We start from the raw sequence: 15,527 nt of genomic DNA on the forward strand, positions 1-15,527 counted from the left end.
GTGTAACTTTTTGAATCAAATCGTGTCCGGTCAATGCGGCTGACATTCGCCACAAATGTGGCGCCCGTGCTAGAAGCGGCCCGGGGATTTGCGTTGAATCGGGGTTTGCTCAGATGAGTTCCAAAGGGTTTGCACCGGCAAAGGCCGGCTTGCGCGTTGGCGTCGTTGGCGCGGGCGTGATGGGCAGCAACCATGCGCGCGTGCTCGCGGGTCTTCCAGGCGTCAGCCTCGTCGGTGTGGTCGATCCGTCGCCAGCGCATCTGACCCGCACCACCGAGCTTGCCAGCTGCCAGGGTTTCGAGACGCTCGACCAGCTCCTCGCCGAAGGCGTCGACGCCGTCACCATCGCCGCGCCGACCCATCTGCATCACGAGGTCGCGCTCGCCTGCATCGCCAGGAACGTTCATGTGCTGGTGGAGAAGCCGATCGCCTCCACGGTCGCGGAAGGTCGCGAGATCGTCGCCGCCGCGCAAAAAGCCGGCGTCACGCTGATGATCGGCCATGTCGAGCGCTTCAATCCGGCGGTCGCCGCCGTCAAGCAGGCGATCGCGGGCGAGGATATTCTCTCCATCGCGATCACCCGTGTCGGTCCGTTCCCGCCGCGCATGTCCAATGTCGGCGTCGTCATCGATCTCGCCGTGCACGACATCGATCTGATCCGCTGGTTCACCGAATCCGACATCGTCGAGGTGCAGCCGCAATTGTCGAGCGCGGTCGCCGAGCGCGAGGACATCGCGCTCCTGCAGTTCCGCACCGCCAATGGCGTGCTCGCGCACATCAACACCAACTGGCTGACGCCGTTCAAGGCGCGCAGCGTCACGGTCGCGACCCGCGGCAAATACGTGATGGGCGATCTGTTGACGCGCCAGGTCACCGAGTGCTTCGGCTTCAAGCCGGACGGCAGCTATTCGATGCGGCATCTGCCGGTCGGCCACGACGAGCCGCTCCGCGCCGAGCTGATCGCGTTCCTGAAGGCCGTCCGCAACGGCGAGACGCCGGCGGTCACCGGCGACGAGGGCGTCGCCAGCCTCGAGATCGCCACGCAGTGCCTGGAAACACCGTCGCGGCCCGCAGCCACGTCGTCCGCCCGCAAGGGTCCGCGCCGCGTCGCGGGCTGATCTCTTCTCCATGTCGACCGCTCAAAACCCGCAAGGCGCCATGAACCAGCATCTGCGTTCCGAACCCATTCCCTTCGTCGACGTCGCCTCGCAGCGCCGCCGGCTCGGCGCCTCGCTCGATGCCGCCGTCAAGCGCGTCCTCGACCATTGCCAGTTCGTCAATGGTCCTGAAGTCGCCGAGCTCGAGAAGCAGCTTGCGGCCTATAGCGGCGCCAAGCACGTGATCGGCTGCGCCAGCGGCACCGATGCGATCCTGATGGTCATGATGGCGAAGAATGTCGGCCCCGGCGATGCCGTGCTGTGCCCGTCCTTCACCTTCATCGCAACCGCGTCGCCGGTGGCGCGGACCGGCGCGACGCCGGTTTACGTCGATGTCGATGAAGCCACCTTCAACATGAGCCCGGAGTCGCTGAAGCGCGGCATCGCGACCGCGCGCAAGGCCGGCCTGAAGCCGGTCGCGGTGATTCCGGTCGATTTGTTCGGCCAGCCCGCCGATCACGATGCCATCGCCGAGATCGCCAGGGCCGAAGGCCTGTTCGTGCTCGACGACGCCGCCCAAGGGTTTGGTGCGAGCTACAAGGGCCGCAAGCTCGGCACCTTCGGGCTCGCCACCGCGACCAGTTTCTTCCCGGCCAAACCGCTGGGCTGCTTCGGCGACGGCGGCGCGATCTTCACCGATGACGACGAGCTCGCCGCGACGCTGCGCAGCATCCGCGTGCACGGGCAGGGCGTGGACAAATACGACAACGTCCGCCTCGGCCTGACCGGCCGGCTCGACACCATGCAGGCCGCGATCCTGATCGAGAAGCTGAAGATTTTTGACGACGAGATCGCCGCCCGCAACAAGGTTGCGGAGCGTTACGCGCGTGGCCTGTCCAATGTTGTCACTGTGCCGCGGCTTGCGCCGGGCAATACCTCGGTCTGGGCGCAGTACACCATCCGTCTTCCTGAGGGCACCGACCGCGACGGCTTTGCTGCCGCGCTGAAGGCCCAGGGCGTGTCGACCGCGATCTATTACGGCAAGTCGATGCACCAGCAGACCGCCTACAAGCAGTATCCGGTCGCGGACGGCGGCCTGCCGGGCTGCGAGAGCCTGTCGCAGGACGTCATCAGCCTGCCGATGCACGCCTACCTGACGGAAGCCGACCAGGAGCGAATCATCGCCGCCGTGCGCGGCGCGATCGCGGGCTGATTTCGCTGTTTTGCCCTTCTTTCCCTCTCCCCCTGTGGGAGAGGGTGGCTCGCCGCGATAGCGGCGAGACGGGTGAGGGGTCTCTCTCCGCACGGAAAGCTGGGAGAGAGACCCCTCACCCGATTGAGTTTGTATCTACCTGCGGCGCTGCCCTCTCCCACAAGGGGAGAGGGCACAGCAATGCACATCGCAAGCCGAGCGCCCGTCTTTTTTGATCACGTCAAACTTCAAAGCCTTATCGTTGGGCTGATAAGTCTCTAAAACAGACGCATGCTCGGACGCATCTTCACGGTTGGTGGTTACACGCTGCTCTCGCGGCTGACGGGATTTGCCCGCGACATCATGCTCGCGGCGATCCTGGGCGCCGGCCCCGTGGCCGACGCCTTTTTCGTGGCGCTGCGGCTGCCCAATCATTTCCGCGCGATCTTCGCCGAGGGCGCCTTCAACGCCGTCTGGGTGCCCGCCTATGCGCATGTCCATGGCGAGCGCGGGGAGGGGGCGGCAAAACTGTTCGCCGACCGCATCTTCACGCTGCTGCTGGCCTCGCAGGTGGTGCTGCTGATCGTCGCCTGGCTGTTCATGCCGCAGGCCATGAGCATTCTGGCGCCGGGCTTTTCCGAGGACGCCGAGCAGCGCAAGCTCGCGATCGAGCTGACCCGGATCACCTTTCCCTATCTGCTGCTGATCACGCTTGTGACGCTCTACGGCGGCATGCTCAACGTGATGCAGCGCTTTGCCAGTGCCGCGGCGGCATCGATCTTCCTCAACATCTCCATGATGATGACGCTGGCGCTCGCCGCATGGTTTCCCAGTGCGGGCCACGCTGCCGCCTGGGGCGTCCTGATCTCGGGCTTCCTGCAATATTTCCTGCTCGCGGGCGATCTCGCGCGCCATGGCGGCCTGCCGCGCTTTGCGCCGCTCAAGCTCGACGAAGACGTCCGCGGCTTCTTCAAGGCACTGGGACCTGCGACGCTGGGCTCGATGGGCACACAGGTCGCGCTGTTCGCCGACACCATCATCGCGACCTTCCTGCCCGCAGGCGCGCTGTCGGCGCTCTATTATGCCGACCGCCTCAACCAGCTACCGATCGGCGTGATCGGCATCGCGATCGGCACGGTTCTGCTGCCGGAGATGTCGCGGCGGATCACCGCCAACGATCATGACGGTGCGATGAAGGCGCAGCGCCGCGCCTTCGATTTCACGCTGCTTTTCTCGGTGCCGTTCGTGGCGGCCTTCATCACCGTGCCCGACGCGATCATGCGTGCGCTGTTCGCCCGTGGCGCGTTCTCGAAGGCCGATGCCGCCGCCGCCGGCGCCACGCTCGCGGCCTATGCCATCGGCCTGATCCCCTTCGTGCTGATCCGCAGCGCAGTCGCGACCTTCTATGCCCGCAAGGACACCGCCACGCCAGTGCGCGCCTCGCTGACCGGAATCGCGGTCAACGTCGCCCTGAAGGTGGCCTTGATGGGATCGCTCGCCCAGATCGGCCTGGCGCTCGCAACCGCCGTCGGTGTCTGGACCAATCTGCTGCTGGTGCTGTTCTTCGCCGTGCGGCGCGGCTTTCTCGTGCTGGACCGCGCCTGGCTGTTGTCGCTCGCCAAATTCCTGCTGACCGGACTGATCCTCGCCGCCACGTTCTGGCTGATCGCGCGCTTCAGCGGTTCTATGCTGGGCTCGATGCACTTCCGCGATGAGCTGATGCTGGTGCTGCTGGCCGTCGGAGGCACCATCGTCTACGCGCTCGCGATCCTCGTCCTGTTCGGCCGCAGCTGGCTGGTCTCGCTGGTGCGTGGCTAGGCCTGTATCAATCCGACGGGCCAAAGCCTGCTGCAGCAGGCGAGACACGCCGGAAGCAGCCATCACGTATATGGCTCTCCTCTGGTTCCCGGTACATGGTAACGTTTAACCTCGGTCCAGTTCGAAAGGGTGCGGTCTCACCAACGGCGGTTATGCGATGACCAGACGGGCGAAAAAGGCGACCTCGCCGCGGAAAGGGCGGGTTGGTGCTACCCTTGCGTCCCCCAGTTTGCAGGGTCGCGCGCAGGACATTGCGCTGATCGATCACCTGATCGAACGGATCGACCAAGGTGGATCCACGCTTGTTATCAGCGGTGAGCCCGGCATCGGAAAATCTGCGCTCCTCGATGTTGCCAGGCACAGGGCCGGTGAACGCGGCTTCTCCGTCTTGAGCATGACCGGCGTCCTCGCCGAAGTCCATTTGCCGTTTGCAGCACTTGAACAGGCCTTGCGTCCGCTGAAGAAAGGGGCCGAGGGCCTTGTCCCTCGCCAGCGATCGGCCTTGCTGGCCGCTTTTGGCATGCATGACGACGCGGGGCCGCCCGATATCTTCCTGGTTGCGCTCGCGACGCTGTCTCTTCTGAGCGAAAGGGCGACGCGCGAGCCTCTGCTGCTTGTTGCCGACGATGCCCAATGGCTGGATCAGGCGACCTTTGAGGTGCTGGCCTTCGTCTCGCGCAGACTGAGCTCGGACCCGATCGTTCTCGTGGTCGCCATGCGCGACGACTTCAAGAGTTCGCTTGGCGACGCCTCCACCCTGAGGCTGCGCCTTTCAGGGCTCGATCAAGCCGACGCCGAGCATTTGCTGGACGCCAACGCGCCGGGCCTTCCGGCGGAGCTGCGCAGCCGCTTCCTTCGGGAGGCCTCGGGCAATCCGCTGGCCCTTGTGGAGCTACCCCGCGGAGAACGAGCCGCTGGAGATGCGCCGTGGCTTCCGCTGACCGACCGGCTCGAGCGCGCCTTCTCCAGTCGCTTGTCCGACCTCCCGCACATCGCGCAATTGCTGTTGTTCGTGACGGCGGAGAACGACGGGACATCGCTCCACGAAATCCTTTCCGCCGCCGAAGCCGTGTTGGGCGAGCGCGTGGGTATCGATGCCATGGCGCCCGCGGTCGCCGCGAAGCTCATCGAGATCAACGGGACGGAGGTGAGGTTTCGGCATCCGCTCGTTCGCTCCGCCATGCACCAGACCGCCGACCCGGCGACCCGCCAAAGGATCCACGCCGCGCTTGCTGCCGCGATTCACGATCAGCTCGACCGCCAATTGTGGCATCGTGCCGCAGCAACGATCGGACCTGACGACGAGCTCGCCAGCGAATACGACCTGATGGCGGCGCGCGCGTTGCGGCGCGGCGCCGTGGCGATGGCGATCGAGGTTCTGGAAAGCGCGGCACGGCTGAGCAGCACGGCGAAGGCGAGAGGCGACCGGCTGTTGCGAGCAGCCGAACTCGCCGCCGATCTGGGGCAGCCGGAGCTCATGGAGCGCCTGCTGCGGCAGGCCGACATCGACGAGACGAACCAGTTGGCGCTGGTCCGGATCGCCTGGTGCCGTGAGATCAGCCAGTCCCCGGCGGTCAACGATCCCGCGAAGATTCTCGCATTGATCGGGTTCGCCGCGAAAGCCCACGCCGCCGGCGCGATCGATCTGGCCGCCAATCTTCTTTGGCGAGCCGCGCAACGCTGCTGGTGGAGCAGCGCAAGCGATGAACTCTGCGCAAGGGTTCACGATGCGGCTGCGCGGCTGGAATTGCCTGACGGGGACCCCCGCCTGATCGCGATATCCGCTTACGTCGAGCCGCTGCGGCGGGGGGCGGACTTGTACCTCAAGCTTCAGGGGCTTGCGGGAACGGCGCACAGCGACCCCACCGTTGCGAGCATCCTCGGCAGCACCGCCAATGTCATCGGGACCTTCGACATCGGCGTGAACTTTCTCGCCGAGTCCAGTGCCGTGCTGCGCATGCAGGGACGGCTCAGCGATCTCGCCCGGGTGCTTTTCGCCCAAGGGTGGGCGGAAATGGAAGTCGGTGACTGGCGGGGCGCCATGAGGGAGGCCGAGGAATCCGCCCGGCTCGCCGAAGAGACCGGCGGGCTTCCGTGGATTGCCGCAGCCACGATCCTGAAAGCCAGGCTCGCAGGAATGCAAGGCAATCTGGAGCAATCCGAAGCGTATGCGGCGCAGGCGGAAGCCCTGGCCCTGTCCATCGGCGCGAGTTTCCTGCTGGCCATGTTGCAGATCGCACGAGGCGTATCCGCAATCGGCGCGGGCCGTCATTGGGAGGCCTTTGAGCATCTGCGACGCCTGTTCACGCCGGCCGATCCCGCTTTCAATTTCGGCCTTCAGTTCTTTGGCCTCGCGGATTTCGTGGAGGCCGCCGTGTCGTCCGGCAATGCGGACGAGGCGAGCCGCGTGCTCGATGAGATCGAGCGCGCCTCGGCTCCGACGCCGGTGCCGTGGGTCGGGACGATGCTGCAATATGGCAAGGCGTTCCTCGCTGCGCCGGAAGACGCCGAGCCGTTCTTCCTGCAAGGTCTTGGACTGCAAGGTCCTGGGCCGGTCGCGAAGAAATGGCCGTTCCTGCGAGCCCGTTTTCTCCTGGCCTATGGCGGATGGCTGCGCCGCCAGCGCAGATCCGCCAATGCGAGGGCTCCGTTGCGCGAGGCACGCGACATGTTCGATGCGCTCGGCGCTTCGCCCTGGAGCGATCGGGCCCGCGAGGAACTGCGAGCGTCGGGCGAAACCAGCCGCCGGCGAACCGAACAGGTGTGGGACACGCTGACCCCGCAGGAGCTTCACATCGCGCAACTCGCCGCCGAAGGTCTCTCGAACAAGGAGATCGGCGCCAGACTGTATCTGTCCCACAGAACCGTCGGGTACCACCTGCACCGGATCTTTTCGAAGGCCGGAATCACCTCGCGGTCCGGGCTACGCCCAGTTCTCGCAAGCATCAGCCGCCCCGCGGACTGATCGCCGTCCCGTCATCGGACTGGTCATTTGACAGAAGCGGCAGCCCATCCGCGCGGGCTAGCTGTGCGAGTGCGTCTACCCCCAAGCAAAAGTTGACCATGAAACTGTTCTCTTCACTCGCAATCCTCAGCCTCGGAGCAATCCTCATGACCCAAGCCGCCGATGCGGCCCCAGACGCCGGGACCGACCCCCGGATCGATCCCCAGGTTCGCGCCTTCCTGCGCGAGATCAACAAGGATCCGAGCCCGTTCTGGGAGCTGCCCCAGCCCAAGCCGCAGGACATCCTGACGGAGCTTCAGAACAAGACGCCAGTCGACATGTCGGCGGTGAACACGACTGAGCAGACCATCACCCAGGACGGTCAGTCCGTGAAAATCTACATCATGAAGCCCGAGCACGTGACCGGAAAGCCCGGCGTGCTGCTGTTCATTCACGGCGGTGTCTGGATCGTCGGGAATTTCCAGAACCATCAGCGTCTGTTGCGCGACCTGGTGGTCGGCTCCGGCCAGATCGGTGTTTTCGTTGAGTACACGTCCCTGCCGAAGGCGCGCTTCCCCACGCAGCTCGATCAGTCCTATGCCGTGCTGAAGTGGGTAGCGAGCCACGCCGAAGAGTTCGGCGCGGACGGTAGCCGGATCGCGGTGGCCGGCAATTCGGTTGGCGGCAACATGACCGCGGCGTTGTCGCTGATGGCCAAAGACCGCAGCGGTCCCAAGATCAGCTATCAGGTCATGATGATCCCGGCGACCGACGCCAGCGTCGACACCGCATCCTACCACGAATATGGCACGGGACGATTTCTCGGCCGTGCCTTCATGAAATACGGCTGGGATCTGTACGCGCCGGACGCAGCGACGCGCAACAACCCCTACGTCTCGCCGCTGCGCGCCAGCCTGCGGCAATTGAAGGGGCTTCCCCCGGCTCTTGTCATCACCGCAGAGAACGATCCGCTGCGCGACGAAGGCGAGGCTTACGCGCGCAAGCTCAAGGAGGCCGGAGTGTCCGTGATCGCGACCCGCTACAACGGGATGATCCACGACTTCGTCCTGCTGAACGGCATCCAGAGCGACCCCGAGCCCAAGGCCGCGATTCGACAGATGTCGGCTGAGATCAAGGCACATCTCGCGCCTTGATCCAGCCTTGGAAGAGCAGGCGGCGACACCGTCGCCGCTTGCTACGTTTTGATTGATCCCGAACTTATGATTGCGACGTTCTCGCGCAATGCCCCGCTGACTGAATAAGTCCAGTCGGTTGGTGTCTGCAGCAACTTGCCAAGCCCAGTTTTGCGATTCTCGTCGGCTCACAGTCTCAAGGCCGACATCACGGCATCGGTTGGTACAGCCAGAATCGTCAATCTTGGTACTTTTTTATAGCCAGGCGCAACGCATCTACTCGCTACGACCGTGGATCGGAGCGAGCCCGATCCATCGGGCTTGGCGGGAGTTCCGATCGGTGCAGACAACTCAATCGCCGACACGGAGACAGGAGTTCCACACTGCCTGGCATTTTGTGGAAAGCCGGCGCGTGCGCGCTCCCTCACATTTCCACCGAAGAGACAAATGACCAAGGAGAAAATCTCATGAAGGCGATCGTTGTAACGGAGCAAGCCGCAGGAACGGCCGGTATGAAGCTGGTGCACCGGCCCGAGCCGCAGGCAGCGATAAACGATGTCGTCGTCCAGGTTCATGCGTCGAGATTTATCCCGACTGAGCTTGCGTGGCCCTCGAGCTGGGCCGATCGCCTTGATCGCAACCGAACGCCATCGATCCCTGGGCACGAGCTGGCCGGAGTGGTCTCTGCCCTTGGATATGGAACGACGGGGCTGTCGGTGGGACAACGGGTGTTCGGCCTCGCGGACTGGTATCGCGACGGCACGCTGGCCGAGTACGTGGCAATCGAGGCGCGCAACCTTGCGCCGCTGCCGGGCGACGTCGACTTTACCGTGGGCGCGAGCCTGCCGATCTCGGGCCTCACCGCGTGGCAAGGCTGTTCCAGCACGGTCGCCTACAGGCGGGGCAGAGCGTGCTGGCACACGGGGCTGCAGGCGCAGTCGGGTCTATGGTGACGCAACTCGCACGAGCGGCCGGAGCTTACGTCATCGGCTCCGGACGTGCCGCCGATCGTCAGACAGTGCTCGACCTCGGCGCGAAGGAGTTCGTCGACCTCGACAACGACGCACTGGAGGACATCGGCGAAGTCGATCTGGTGTTCGATGTCATCGGTGGTGACATCCAGAAGCGATCGACAGGACTCATTCGAGCCGGGGGAACACTGGTGTCCATCGTCGGGCCGGCGGAGGCGCAGCCTTCCAACGGGCTGGCGATCGACTTCGTCGTCGAGGCTGATCGTGCCCAACTGAGTGAGATCGTCCAGCGGGTGCGGGACGGACGACTGCGGACCAACATCGGCAACGTCTCGACCCTCGACGATGCTGTCGCCGCCTTAAATTCGACCGAGCGACGTAAGGGAAATACGATTATCCGCGTTCGTCCCTGAGCGACGCACGTCCGTCGATGCGCGCAGCCGGCCGGCTTGTTCAGGTCGGCCGGCTGTTGAGAATGTCCCAGCGGGTCAATGGCCGCGCTCTCAGAGCGGTCGCAAACGTCCGCTTTGGAATGCCCCTCGCGTAGGGGACATGAACCGTCGCGTCGAATGAGCGAATTCGTCGGAGCGAGGGCCTCGCCTCCAAGGTGCAACCGACCTCCGCACATCCCTTGATTTTGCACGATTGCCGTGGTATTGGCGCCGCATGATCAAATCGTCGCGCCACTTCAACCGCAACCACATGACCCGCTTCGGCTGGGCCGTGGAAGGAGTCGCGCGCTAGGAATTCGACGACGACATCTTTTCCACCAGGCCCCGCCGGCATCGGACGGGGCCTTTTGTTTGGCCACGCTCCCTGCCGGCACAACAGCAGGAGCATCCGATGCCACCCCAACAGACGAACAGCGCATCCGAGATTGAGCGCGATGCCGCGAGGCTTCGCCTCGACCTCTCCATCGTCTTGAGACTGATCAAGCGATACTGGCTTGCGTTTCAGGAGCGGCGGCCGCGCCCGCAGGTCGCATTGCAGGACCTGAGTGACAGGGAGCTGATGGATATCGGCTTGACGCGTGCCGAGATCGACTACATCACGCCTGAACGCGCTATCGATAGGCTGAGAGATCGCGCCACGGATCTATGGAGGCGGGGCGTGATATAGGTGATCAACCGTCGGAAGCGGAGATACGCTTTGCGAACAAGCGGCAGTCAGCACGACTACTTCTTAGGAGTGCACCGCGGGACGAGTTCGGCAACTATCGTGCCATCAACCGGACCGTTCCTCACAGGGAAATGACCGGGCTGCGGCGTTTTCGTCGCATCCCGCTCTGACAGGCGAGGCGCCGGGCGAGTCTTCGCGGACGATGCCCGCCTAAAGCCGTTTGCCTTGCCACTTTTTCCACGGCAATATGCCCGCAAAACAACCATGAGGACGGGATAAGAAAATGGCGGCTCCCATCAAGTTCGGCGTTGGCCAAAGCGTGCTGCGCAAGGAGGATGACGCGCTCATCCGCGGCAAGGGGCGCTATACCGACGATTATGCGCCGCAGGCCGCGCTTCGCTGCCTGATGCTGCGCTCGCCGCACGCGCATGCCAAATACACCATCGATGCGAGCCGGGCCCGCACGCTGCCGGGCGTTGCCCTGATCCTGACCGCCGATGATGTGAAGGATCTCGGCAATCTGCCCTGCCTGTTCAATCTCGAGACCGATCCGTTCACCGGCCCGCCTTACCCGATCCTCGCCAAGGATGAGGTGCGCCATGTCGGCGATTCCATCGCCTTCGTGGTCGCCGAGACCGTCGACCAGGCCCGCGACGCGATCGAGGCGATCGAGGTCAAATGGAGCCCGCTGCCGGCCGTGACCGGCGTCGTCAACGCGGTCAAGAAGGGCGCGCCGCAGGTCTGGCCGGACAAGGCCGGCAACGTGCTGTTCGACGTCTCGATCGGCGACAAGGCTGCGACCGAGGCTGCCTTTGCCAAAGCGCATGCGGTGGCCGAGATCTCCATCGTCAATCCGCGCGTGGTCGCGAGCTTCATGGAGGCGCGCGCGGCGGTTTGCGAATACGACGCCAAGCGCGATCATCTGACGCTGACCGTCGGCAGCCAGGGCAGCCATCGCCTGCGCGACATCCTCTGCCAGAACGTGCTCAATATCCCGACCGAGAAGATGCGGGTGATCTGCCCCGACGTCGGCGGTGGGTTCGGCACGAAGCTGTTTCCGTACCGCGAATACGCCTTGATGGCGGTCGCCGCGCGGCAGCTCAAGAAAGCAGTGAAATGGGCGGCCGACCGCACCGAGCACTTCATGGGCGACGCGCAGGGCCGCGACAATGTCACCACCGCCAAGATGGCGCTGGCCGAGGACGGCAAATTCCTCGCGATGGATTGCGACTTGATGGGCGACATGGGCGCGTATCTGTCGACCTTCGGCCCCTACATTCCGCATGGCGGCGCCGGCATGCTGCCGGGCCTCTATGACATCCAGGCCTTCCACTGCCGGGTGCGCACCATCTTCACCAACAGCGTGCCGGTCGATGCCTATCGCGGCGCGGGCCGCCCCGAGGCCGCTTACGTCATCGAACGCCTCGTGGACGCCTGTGCGCGAAAACTCGACATGACGCCGGACGCCATCCGCCGCAAGAATTTCATTCCGCCGAAGGCGCTGCCCTACAAGACGGCCACGGGCAAGGTCTATGACTCCGGCGACTTCGCCGCGCATCTGAAGCGCGCGATGGAGATCGGCGAGTGGAAGGAGTTTCCCAAGCGCGCCAAGGCGGCCAAGAAGAATGGTCTGATCCGCGGCATTGGCCTTGCGAGCTATGTCGAGATCTGCGGCGTGATGGGCGAGGAGACCGCCAATGTGCGGCTCGATCCCAACGGCGACGTCACCGTCCTGATCGGCACACAGTCGAGCGGGCAGGGCCACCAGACGGCTTATGCGCAGATCGTCGCCGAGCAGTTCGGCCTGCCGCCGGAGCGCGTGCACGTGCGCCAGGGCGACACCGACGAGATCGCCACGGGGCTCGGCACCGGTGGCTCGGCCTCGATCCCGTCAGGCGGCGTCAGCGTCGAGCGCGCCACGCGCGAGCTCGGGCAAAAGCTGAAGGAGATCGCGGCGCAGGCGCTGGAAGCCAGTGCCGGCGACCTCGAGCTCTCCGAAGGCGTCGTGCGGATCGCCGGCACCGACCGTTCGATGTCGTTCGCCGATCTCGCCAAGCGCGGGAGCGCCGATCCATCGAAGCTTAACGGCAGCGCGACCTTTGCCAGCGCCGACGGCACCTATCCGAACGGCACGCATCTGGCGGAAGTCGAGATCGATCCGGCCACCGGCATCATCAAGATCGTCAACTACGTGATCGTCGACGACTTCGGCAAGACGCTCAATCCGCTGCTTTTGGCGGGCCAGGTGCATGGCGGCGCCATGCAGGGCATCGGCCAGGCGCTGATGGAGCAGGTGGTCTACGGCGCCACTGACGGACAACTGATCACCGCGACCTTCATGGACTACGCGCTGCCGCGCGCGGCTGATGGTCCGGACTTCGTATTCGAGACCAGCAACGTTCCCTGCACGACCAATCCGCTGGGCGTGAAGGGGGCGGGCGAGGCCGGCGCGATCGGCTCCTGTCCGGCCGTCGTCAACGCCATCGTCGACGGGCTCTGGCGCGAATACAAGATCGACCACATCGACATGCCGGCCACCCCGGAGCGGGTGTGGATCGCCGTCAACGAGCACCACCGCCGTCACAGCCTTTAATCTCGAGCTCGACCAAATAATCCATAGTGCGACGATCTATCGCCGCGCTTTGGATGGAATGAACTCTGCCAATCGGTGTTGGCCCAATGTGGGGTCAGCACGATCCTGTCTCAGGGAAAGGGATTTTGCGAATGAAGCGAGTGTTGGTTGTTGGGGGCGCGCTGCTGCTCGGCATGGGCGCGGTTTGGGCGCAGCAGGACTCCGTCAAGGAGGTCCAGACCCTCATGAAGGGCAACGGCAAGAACGCCGGCGCGGTTGCGGCGATCGTCAAGGGCGAGAAGCCTTACGACCAGGCCACGGTGGACAGCGCGCTGGCGCAGTTCGCGGATACGGCCAAGAAGCTGCCGAACTTGTTCCCGGCGAGCGCAAAGGGCCAGAAGCCCGAGGGCGACTACAGCGCCTCGCCGAAGATCTGGGAGGACAAGGCCGGCTTCGACGCCAAGATCGCAAGCTTCGCCAAGGTCGTCGGCGAGGCCAAGGGCAAGATCAAGGACCTCGATTCGCTCAAGGCGACTTTTCCCGCGGTCGGCAAGGAATGTGGCGGCTGTCACGAGACCTTTCGTGTGAAGAACAGCTGACGCGGAGCCGGCAAAAAGTGAGGGCGGATGCGCACGGCATCCGCCCTTTTTGCGTTGTGCGCGGGCGCCTCGGTTGACTCGTACGCGTTTTCGGTCGGACGCGCATCTGGGCGGATCGAAGGCGAGTGCAATTGCTCAGCCGGCTCCCGAGGCTTTTCGAGCGGCAGGCTTGCGGGTCTCTTTTTCGAGTAACCACCCCAAAGCCTTCGCTGGGTTCAACCAGCGTGCCTCATCGATCTGTTCGGCGAGCGTCAGCGCATGAACGGTCAGTACCTCAATGTCCTGAGGATTGACGTCAGCCTTTTCCAGCACGTGTATGCACCGGTTGATCGCCGCCAGATCGAGCTGAAGCTGCTCGACACTTGAGTGGTGATGTTTGGCCCCCACGACTTTCCATGGTCTTCTTGCGCGCACTTTTTTCTCCCCATACGCGGGTCACGCCTTCGTGAGTGCTGTTTGTGGCGGCAACACGAAAATGGATGGTCGGAATCGGGGATGTTTGCGGGCGGCCCGTCAAAGGTAGGGCGGCGGCGGGGGAGGTTCGGACCATTGCGTTGAGGTGCCTCGGTTACCGAGGCATCGATTCGTCGAACCACACCAAAGGCAAAATTTGTTGGCGAGGCCTGGCTGATCGCTGTCGGGGCGCCACGTATGAGCTTATCTTCAACCGCAGCCGCTGCGGCGTTGACGAGAGTTGTTGGATGCAGGCGCATCCGAGTCGTGTGCTTCGATCGCAGAGTTCCAATTCGCGGCGAGAATCTGAATCAAAACAGCGAGGCAGGCCATGGTCAAACCGTTCCCGTCGAAGACGCACATCGGCAACCATATGCTGCATCCTGAAACGCTGATGCTGACCTATGGCTACGATCCGCAATTGTCGGAAGGCGCCATCAAGCCGCCGGTGTTCCTGACCTCCACCTTCGTGTTCAAGACGGCCGACGACGGGCAGGACTTCTTCGATTTCGTCGCCGGCCGGCGCGAGCCGCCGGAAGGGATGGGCGCGGGGCTGGTCTATTCGCGCTTCAACCACCCCAACAGCGAAATCGTCGAGGACAGGCTCGCGATCTACGAGCGCACCGAGAGCTGCGCGCTGTTCTCATCCGGCATGGCGGCCATCGCAACCACGATCCTGGCGTTCGTCCGCCCCGGCGACGTCATCCTGCACTCCCAGCCGCTCTATGGCGGGACGGAAACCCTGCTGACGAACACGCTTGCGCGCCTGTCGATCGGCGCCGTCGGCTTCGCCGATGGCGTTGATGAAGCGGCGGTCAGCCAGGCCTCGGAGGAGGCCATGCGCAAGGGCCGGGTCTCGATGATTCTGATCGAAACTCCGGCCAACCCGACCAACGGGCTGGTCGACGTCGCGATGATGCGCCGTGTCGCCGAAGCCATCGGCAAGACCCAGGGACACATTCCGATCATCGCCTGCGACAATACGCTGCTCGGTCCGGTGTTTCAGCGGCCGATCGAGCATGGTGCGGACATTTCCCTGTACTCGCTCACGAAATATGTCGGCGGTCATTCGGACCTGATCGCGGGTGCCGCGCTCGGCGCGAAGGCGATCGTGAAGGGCATCAAGGCGCTCCGGGGCGCGATCGGCACCCAGCTCGATCCGCATTCCTGCTGGATGATCAACCGCTCGCTCGAGACGCTGAGCCTGCGCATGGAAAAGGCCGACAGCAACGCGCGCCTCGTGGCGGACTATTTGCGCGATCACCCCAAGGTGGCCAAGGTCCACTATCTCGGCCATCTCGAGAAGGCTTCGCCGGCCGGAATGGTGTTCGCGCGGCAGTGCCTGGGGGCGGGCTCCACCTTCTCGTTCGACATCGTCGGCGGCAAGGACGCGGCGGTGAAATTCCTCAACGCGCTGCAAATCCTCAAGCTGGCGGTGAGTCTTGGCGGAACGGAGTCGCTTGCGAGCCTGCCTGCAACCATGACCCATTCCGGCGTTCCCGCCGACATCCGCCGCAAAATCGGTGTGCTTGATTCCACGATCCGGCTGTCGATCGGCATCGAAAACCCGTCGGACCTGATCGCGGACCTCACACAGGCGCTGAACGCGGCTTGAGGGCGTAGCCCCGA

10 protein-coding genes and 1 pseudogene are annotated in these 15,527 nt (G+C 64.3%); 10 read left to right on the top strand and 1 reads right to left on the bottom strand.

Translation table 11 applies throughout. The annotated features are described in order from the left end of the window. The first annotated feature begins 113 nt into the window (after nucleotides 1–113). The 9 genes and pseudogenes from AB7G19_RS14310 to AB7G19_RS14350 all read left to right on the top strand — a co-directional run bounded on the left by AB7G19_RS14310 (nucleotide 114) and on the right by AB7G19_RS14350 (nucleotide 13,445). The gene (locus tag AB7G19_RS14310; protein ID WP_028153038.1) at nucleotides 114–1,118 is read left to right on the top strand and encodes a Gfo/Idh/MocA family protein; all 1,005 of its coding nucleotides are present in this window, start codon (nucleotides 114–116) and stop codon (nucleotides 1,116–1,118) included. A 40-nt stretch (nucleotides 1,119–1,158) separates the two neighbouring features. Beyond that, on the top strand, nucleotides 1,159–2,310 hold the full coding sequence (locus AB7G19_RS14315; protein WP_441268826.1) for a DegT/DnrJ/EryC1/StrS family aminotransferase: 1,152 nt from the start codon (nucleotides 1,159–1,161) through the stop codon (nucleotides 2,308–2,310). A 270-nt stretch (nucleotides 2,311–2,580) separates the two neighbouring features. Continuing rightward, the gene (gene murJ, locus AB7G19_RS14320) at nucleotides 2,581–4,107 is read left to right on the top strand and encodes a murein biosynthesis integral membrane protein MurJ (protein WP_354130487.1); all 1,527 of its coding nucleotides are present in this window, start codon (nucleotides 2,581–2,583) and stop codon (nucleotides 4,105–4,107) included. Between the two features lie 157 nt (nucleotides 4,108–4,264). Next, nucleotides 4,265–7,072 (top strand): helix-turn-helix transcriptional regulator, encoded by a 2,808-nt coding sequence (locus AB7G19_RS14325; protein ID WP_441267887.1) that lies wholly within the window; start codon nucleotides 4,265–4,267, stop codon nucleotides 7,070–7,072. Between the two features lie 146 nt (nucleotides 7,073–7,218). Then, nucleotides 7,219–8,205 (top strand): alpha/beta hydrolase, encoded by a 987-nt coding sequence (locus AB7G19_RS14330; protein WP_354130484.1) that lies wholly within the window; start codon nucleotides 7,219–7,221, stop codon nucleotides 8,203–8,205. A gap of 446 nt (nucleotides 8,206–8,651) precedes the next feature. Further along, a pseudogene (locus AB7G19_RS14335) lies at nucleotides 8,652–9,568 on the top strand (NADP-dependent oxidoreductase). A gap of 430 nt (nucleotides 9,569–9,998) precedes the next feature. Beyond that, nucleotides 9,999–10,274 carry a DUF1127 domain-containing protein gene (locus AB7G19_RS14340; RefSeq protein WP_441267888.1) on the top strand — a complete coding sequence of 92 codons (276 nt, stop codon included), beginning with the start codon at nucleotides 9,999–10,001 and terminating at the stop codon, nucleotides 10,272–10,274. Between the two features lie 283 nt (nucleotides 10,275–10,557). After that, nucleotides 10,558–12,867, top strand: a complete 2,310-nt coding sequence (locus AB7G19_RS14345) for a xanthine dehydrogenase family protein molybdopterin-binding subunit (RefSeq protein WP_354126691.1) — start codon at nucleotides 10,558–10,560, stop codon at nucleotides 12,865–12,867. A gap of 131 nt (nucleotides 12,868–12,998) precedes the next feature. Then, nucleotides 12,999–13,445 (top strand): c-type cytochrome, encoded by a 447-nt coding sequence (locus AB7G19_RS14350; RefSeq protein ID WP_028153044.1) that lies wholly within the window; start codon nucleotides 12,999–13,001, stop codon nucleotides 13,443–13,445. Nucleotides 13,446–13,580: 135 nt separating this feature from the next. On the opposite strand, the gene AB7G19_RS14355 is transcribed toward AB7G19_RS14350, so the two are convergent. Further along, on the bottom strand, nucleotides 13,581–13,859 hold the full coding sequence (locus tag AB7G19_RS14355; RefSeq protein ID WP_354126690.1) for a hypothetical protein: 279 nt from the start codon (nucleotides 13,857–13,859) through the stop codon (nucleotides 13,581–13,583). A gap of 370 nt (nucleotides 13,860–14,229) precedes the next feature. Here AB7G19_RS14355 and AB7G19_RS14360 point away from each other — a divergent pair, with 370 nt between their 5' ends. Next, nucleotides 14,230–15,513 (top strand): cystathionine gamma-synthase family protein, encoded by a 1,284-nt coding sequence (locus tag AB7G19_RS14360; RefSeq protein ID WP_063982215.1) that lies wholly within the window; start codon nucleotides 14,230–14,232, stop codon nucleotides 15,511–15,513. Nucleotides 15,514–15,527 lie beyond the last annotated feature (14 nt).

This window comes from Bradyrhizobium sp. 215_C5_N1_1 (assembly GCF_052075935.1).
Taxonomy (GTDB): domain Bacteria; phylum Pseudomonadota; class Alphaproteobacteria; order Rhizobiales; family Xanthobacteraceae; genus Bradyrhizobium; species Bradyrhizobium barranii.

Coding starts and splice junctions, on each gene's coding strand:
- AB7G19_RS14325 (WP_441267887.1), top strand. CDS start 4,265: ATGACCAGACGGGCGAAAAAGGCGACCTCGCCGCGGAAAGGGCGGGTT.
- AB7G19_RS14315 (WP_441268826.1), top strand. CDS start 1,159: ATGAACCAGCATCTGCGTTCCGAACCCATTCCCTTCGTCGACGTCGCC.
- AB7G19_RS14330 (WP_354130484.1), top strand. CDS start 7,219: ATGACCCAAGCCGCCGATGCGGCCCCAGACGCCGGGACCGACCCCCGG.
- AB7G19_RS14360 (WP_063982215.1), top strand. CDS start 14,230: ATGGTCAAACCGTTCCCGTCGAAGACGCACATCGGCAACCATATGCTG.
- AB7G19_RS14340 (WP_441267888.1), top strand. CDS start 9,999: ATGCCACCCCAACAGACGAACAGCGCATCCGAGATTGAGCGCGATGCC.
- AB7G19_RS14345 (WP_354126691.1), top strand. CDS start 10,558: ATGGCGGCTCCCATCAAGTTCGGCGTTGGCCAAAGCGTGCTGCGCAAG.
- murJ (WP_354130487.1), top strand. CDS start 2,581: ATGCTCGGACGCATCTTCACGGTTGGTGGTTACACGCTGCTCTCGCGG.
- AB7G19_RS14310 (WP_028153038.1), top strand. CDS start 114: ATGAGTTCCAAAGGGTTTGCACCGGCAAAGGCCGGCTTGCGCGTTGGC.
- AB7G19_RS14350 (WP_028153044.1), top strand. CDS start 12,999: ATGAAGCGAGTGTTGGTTGTTGGGGGCGCGCTGCTGCTCGGCATGGGC.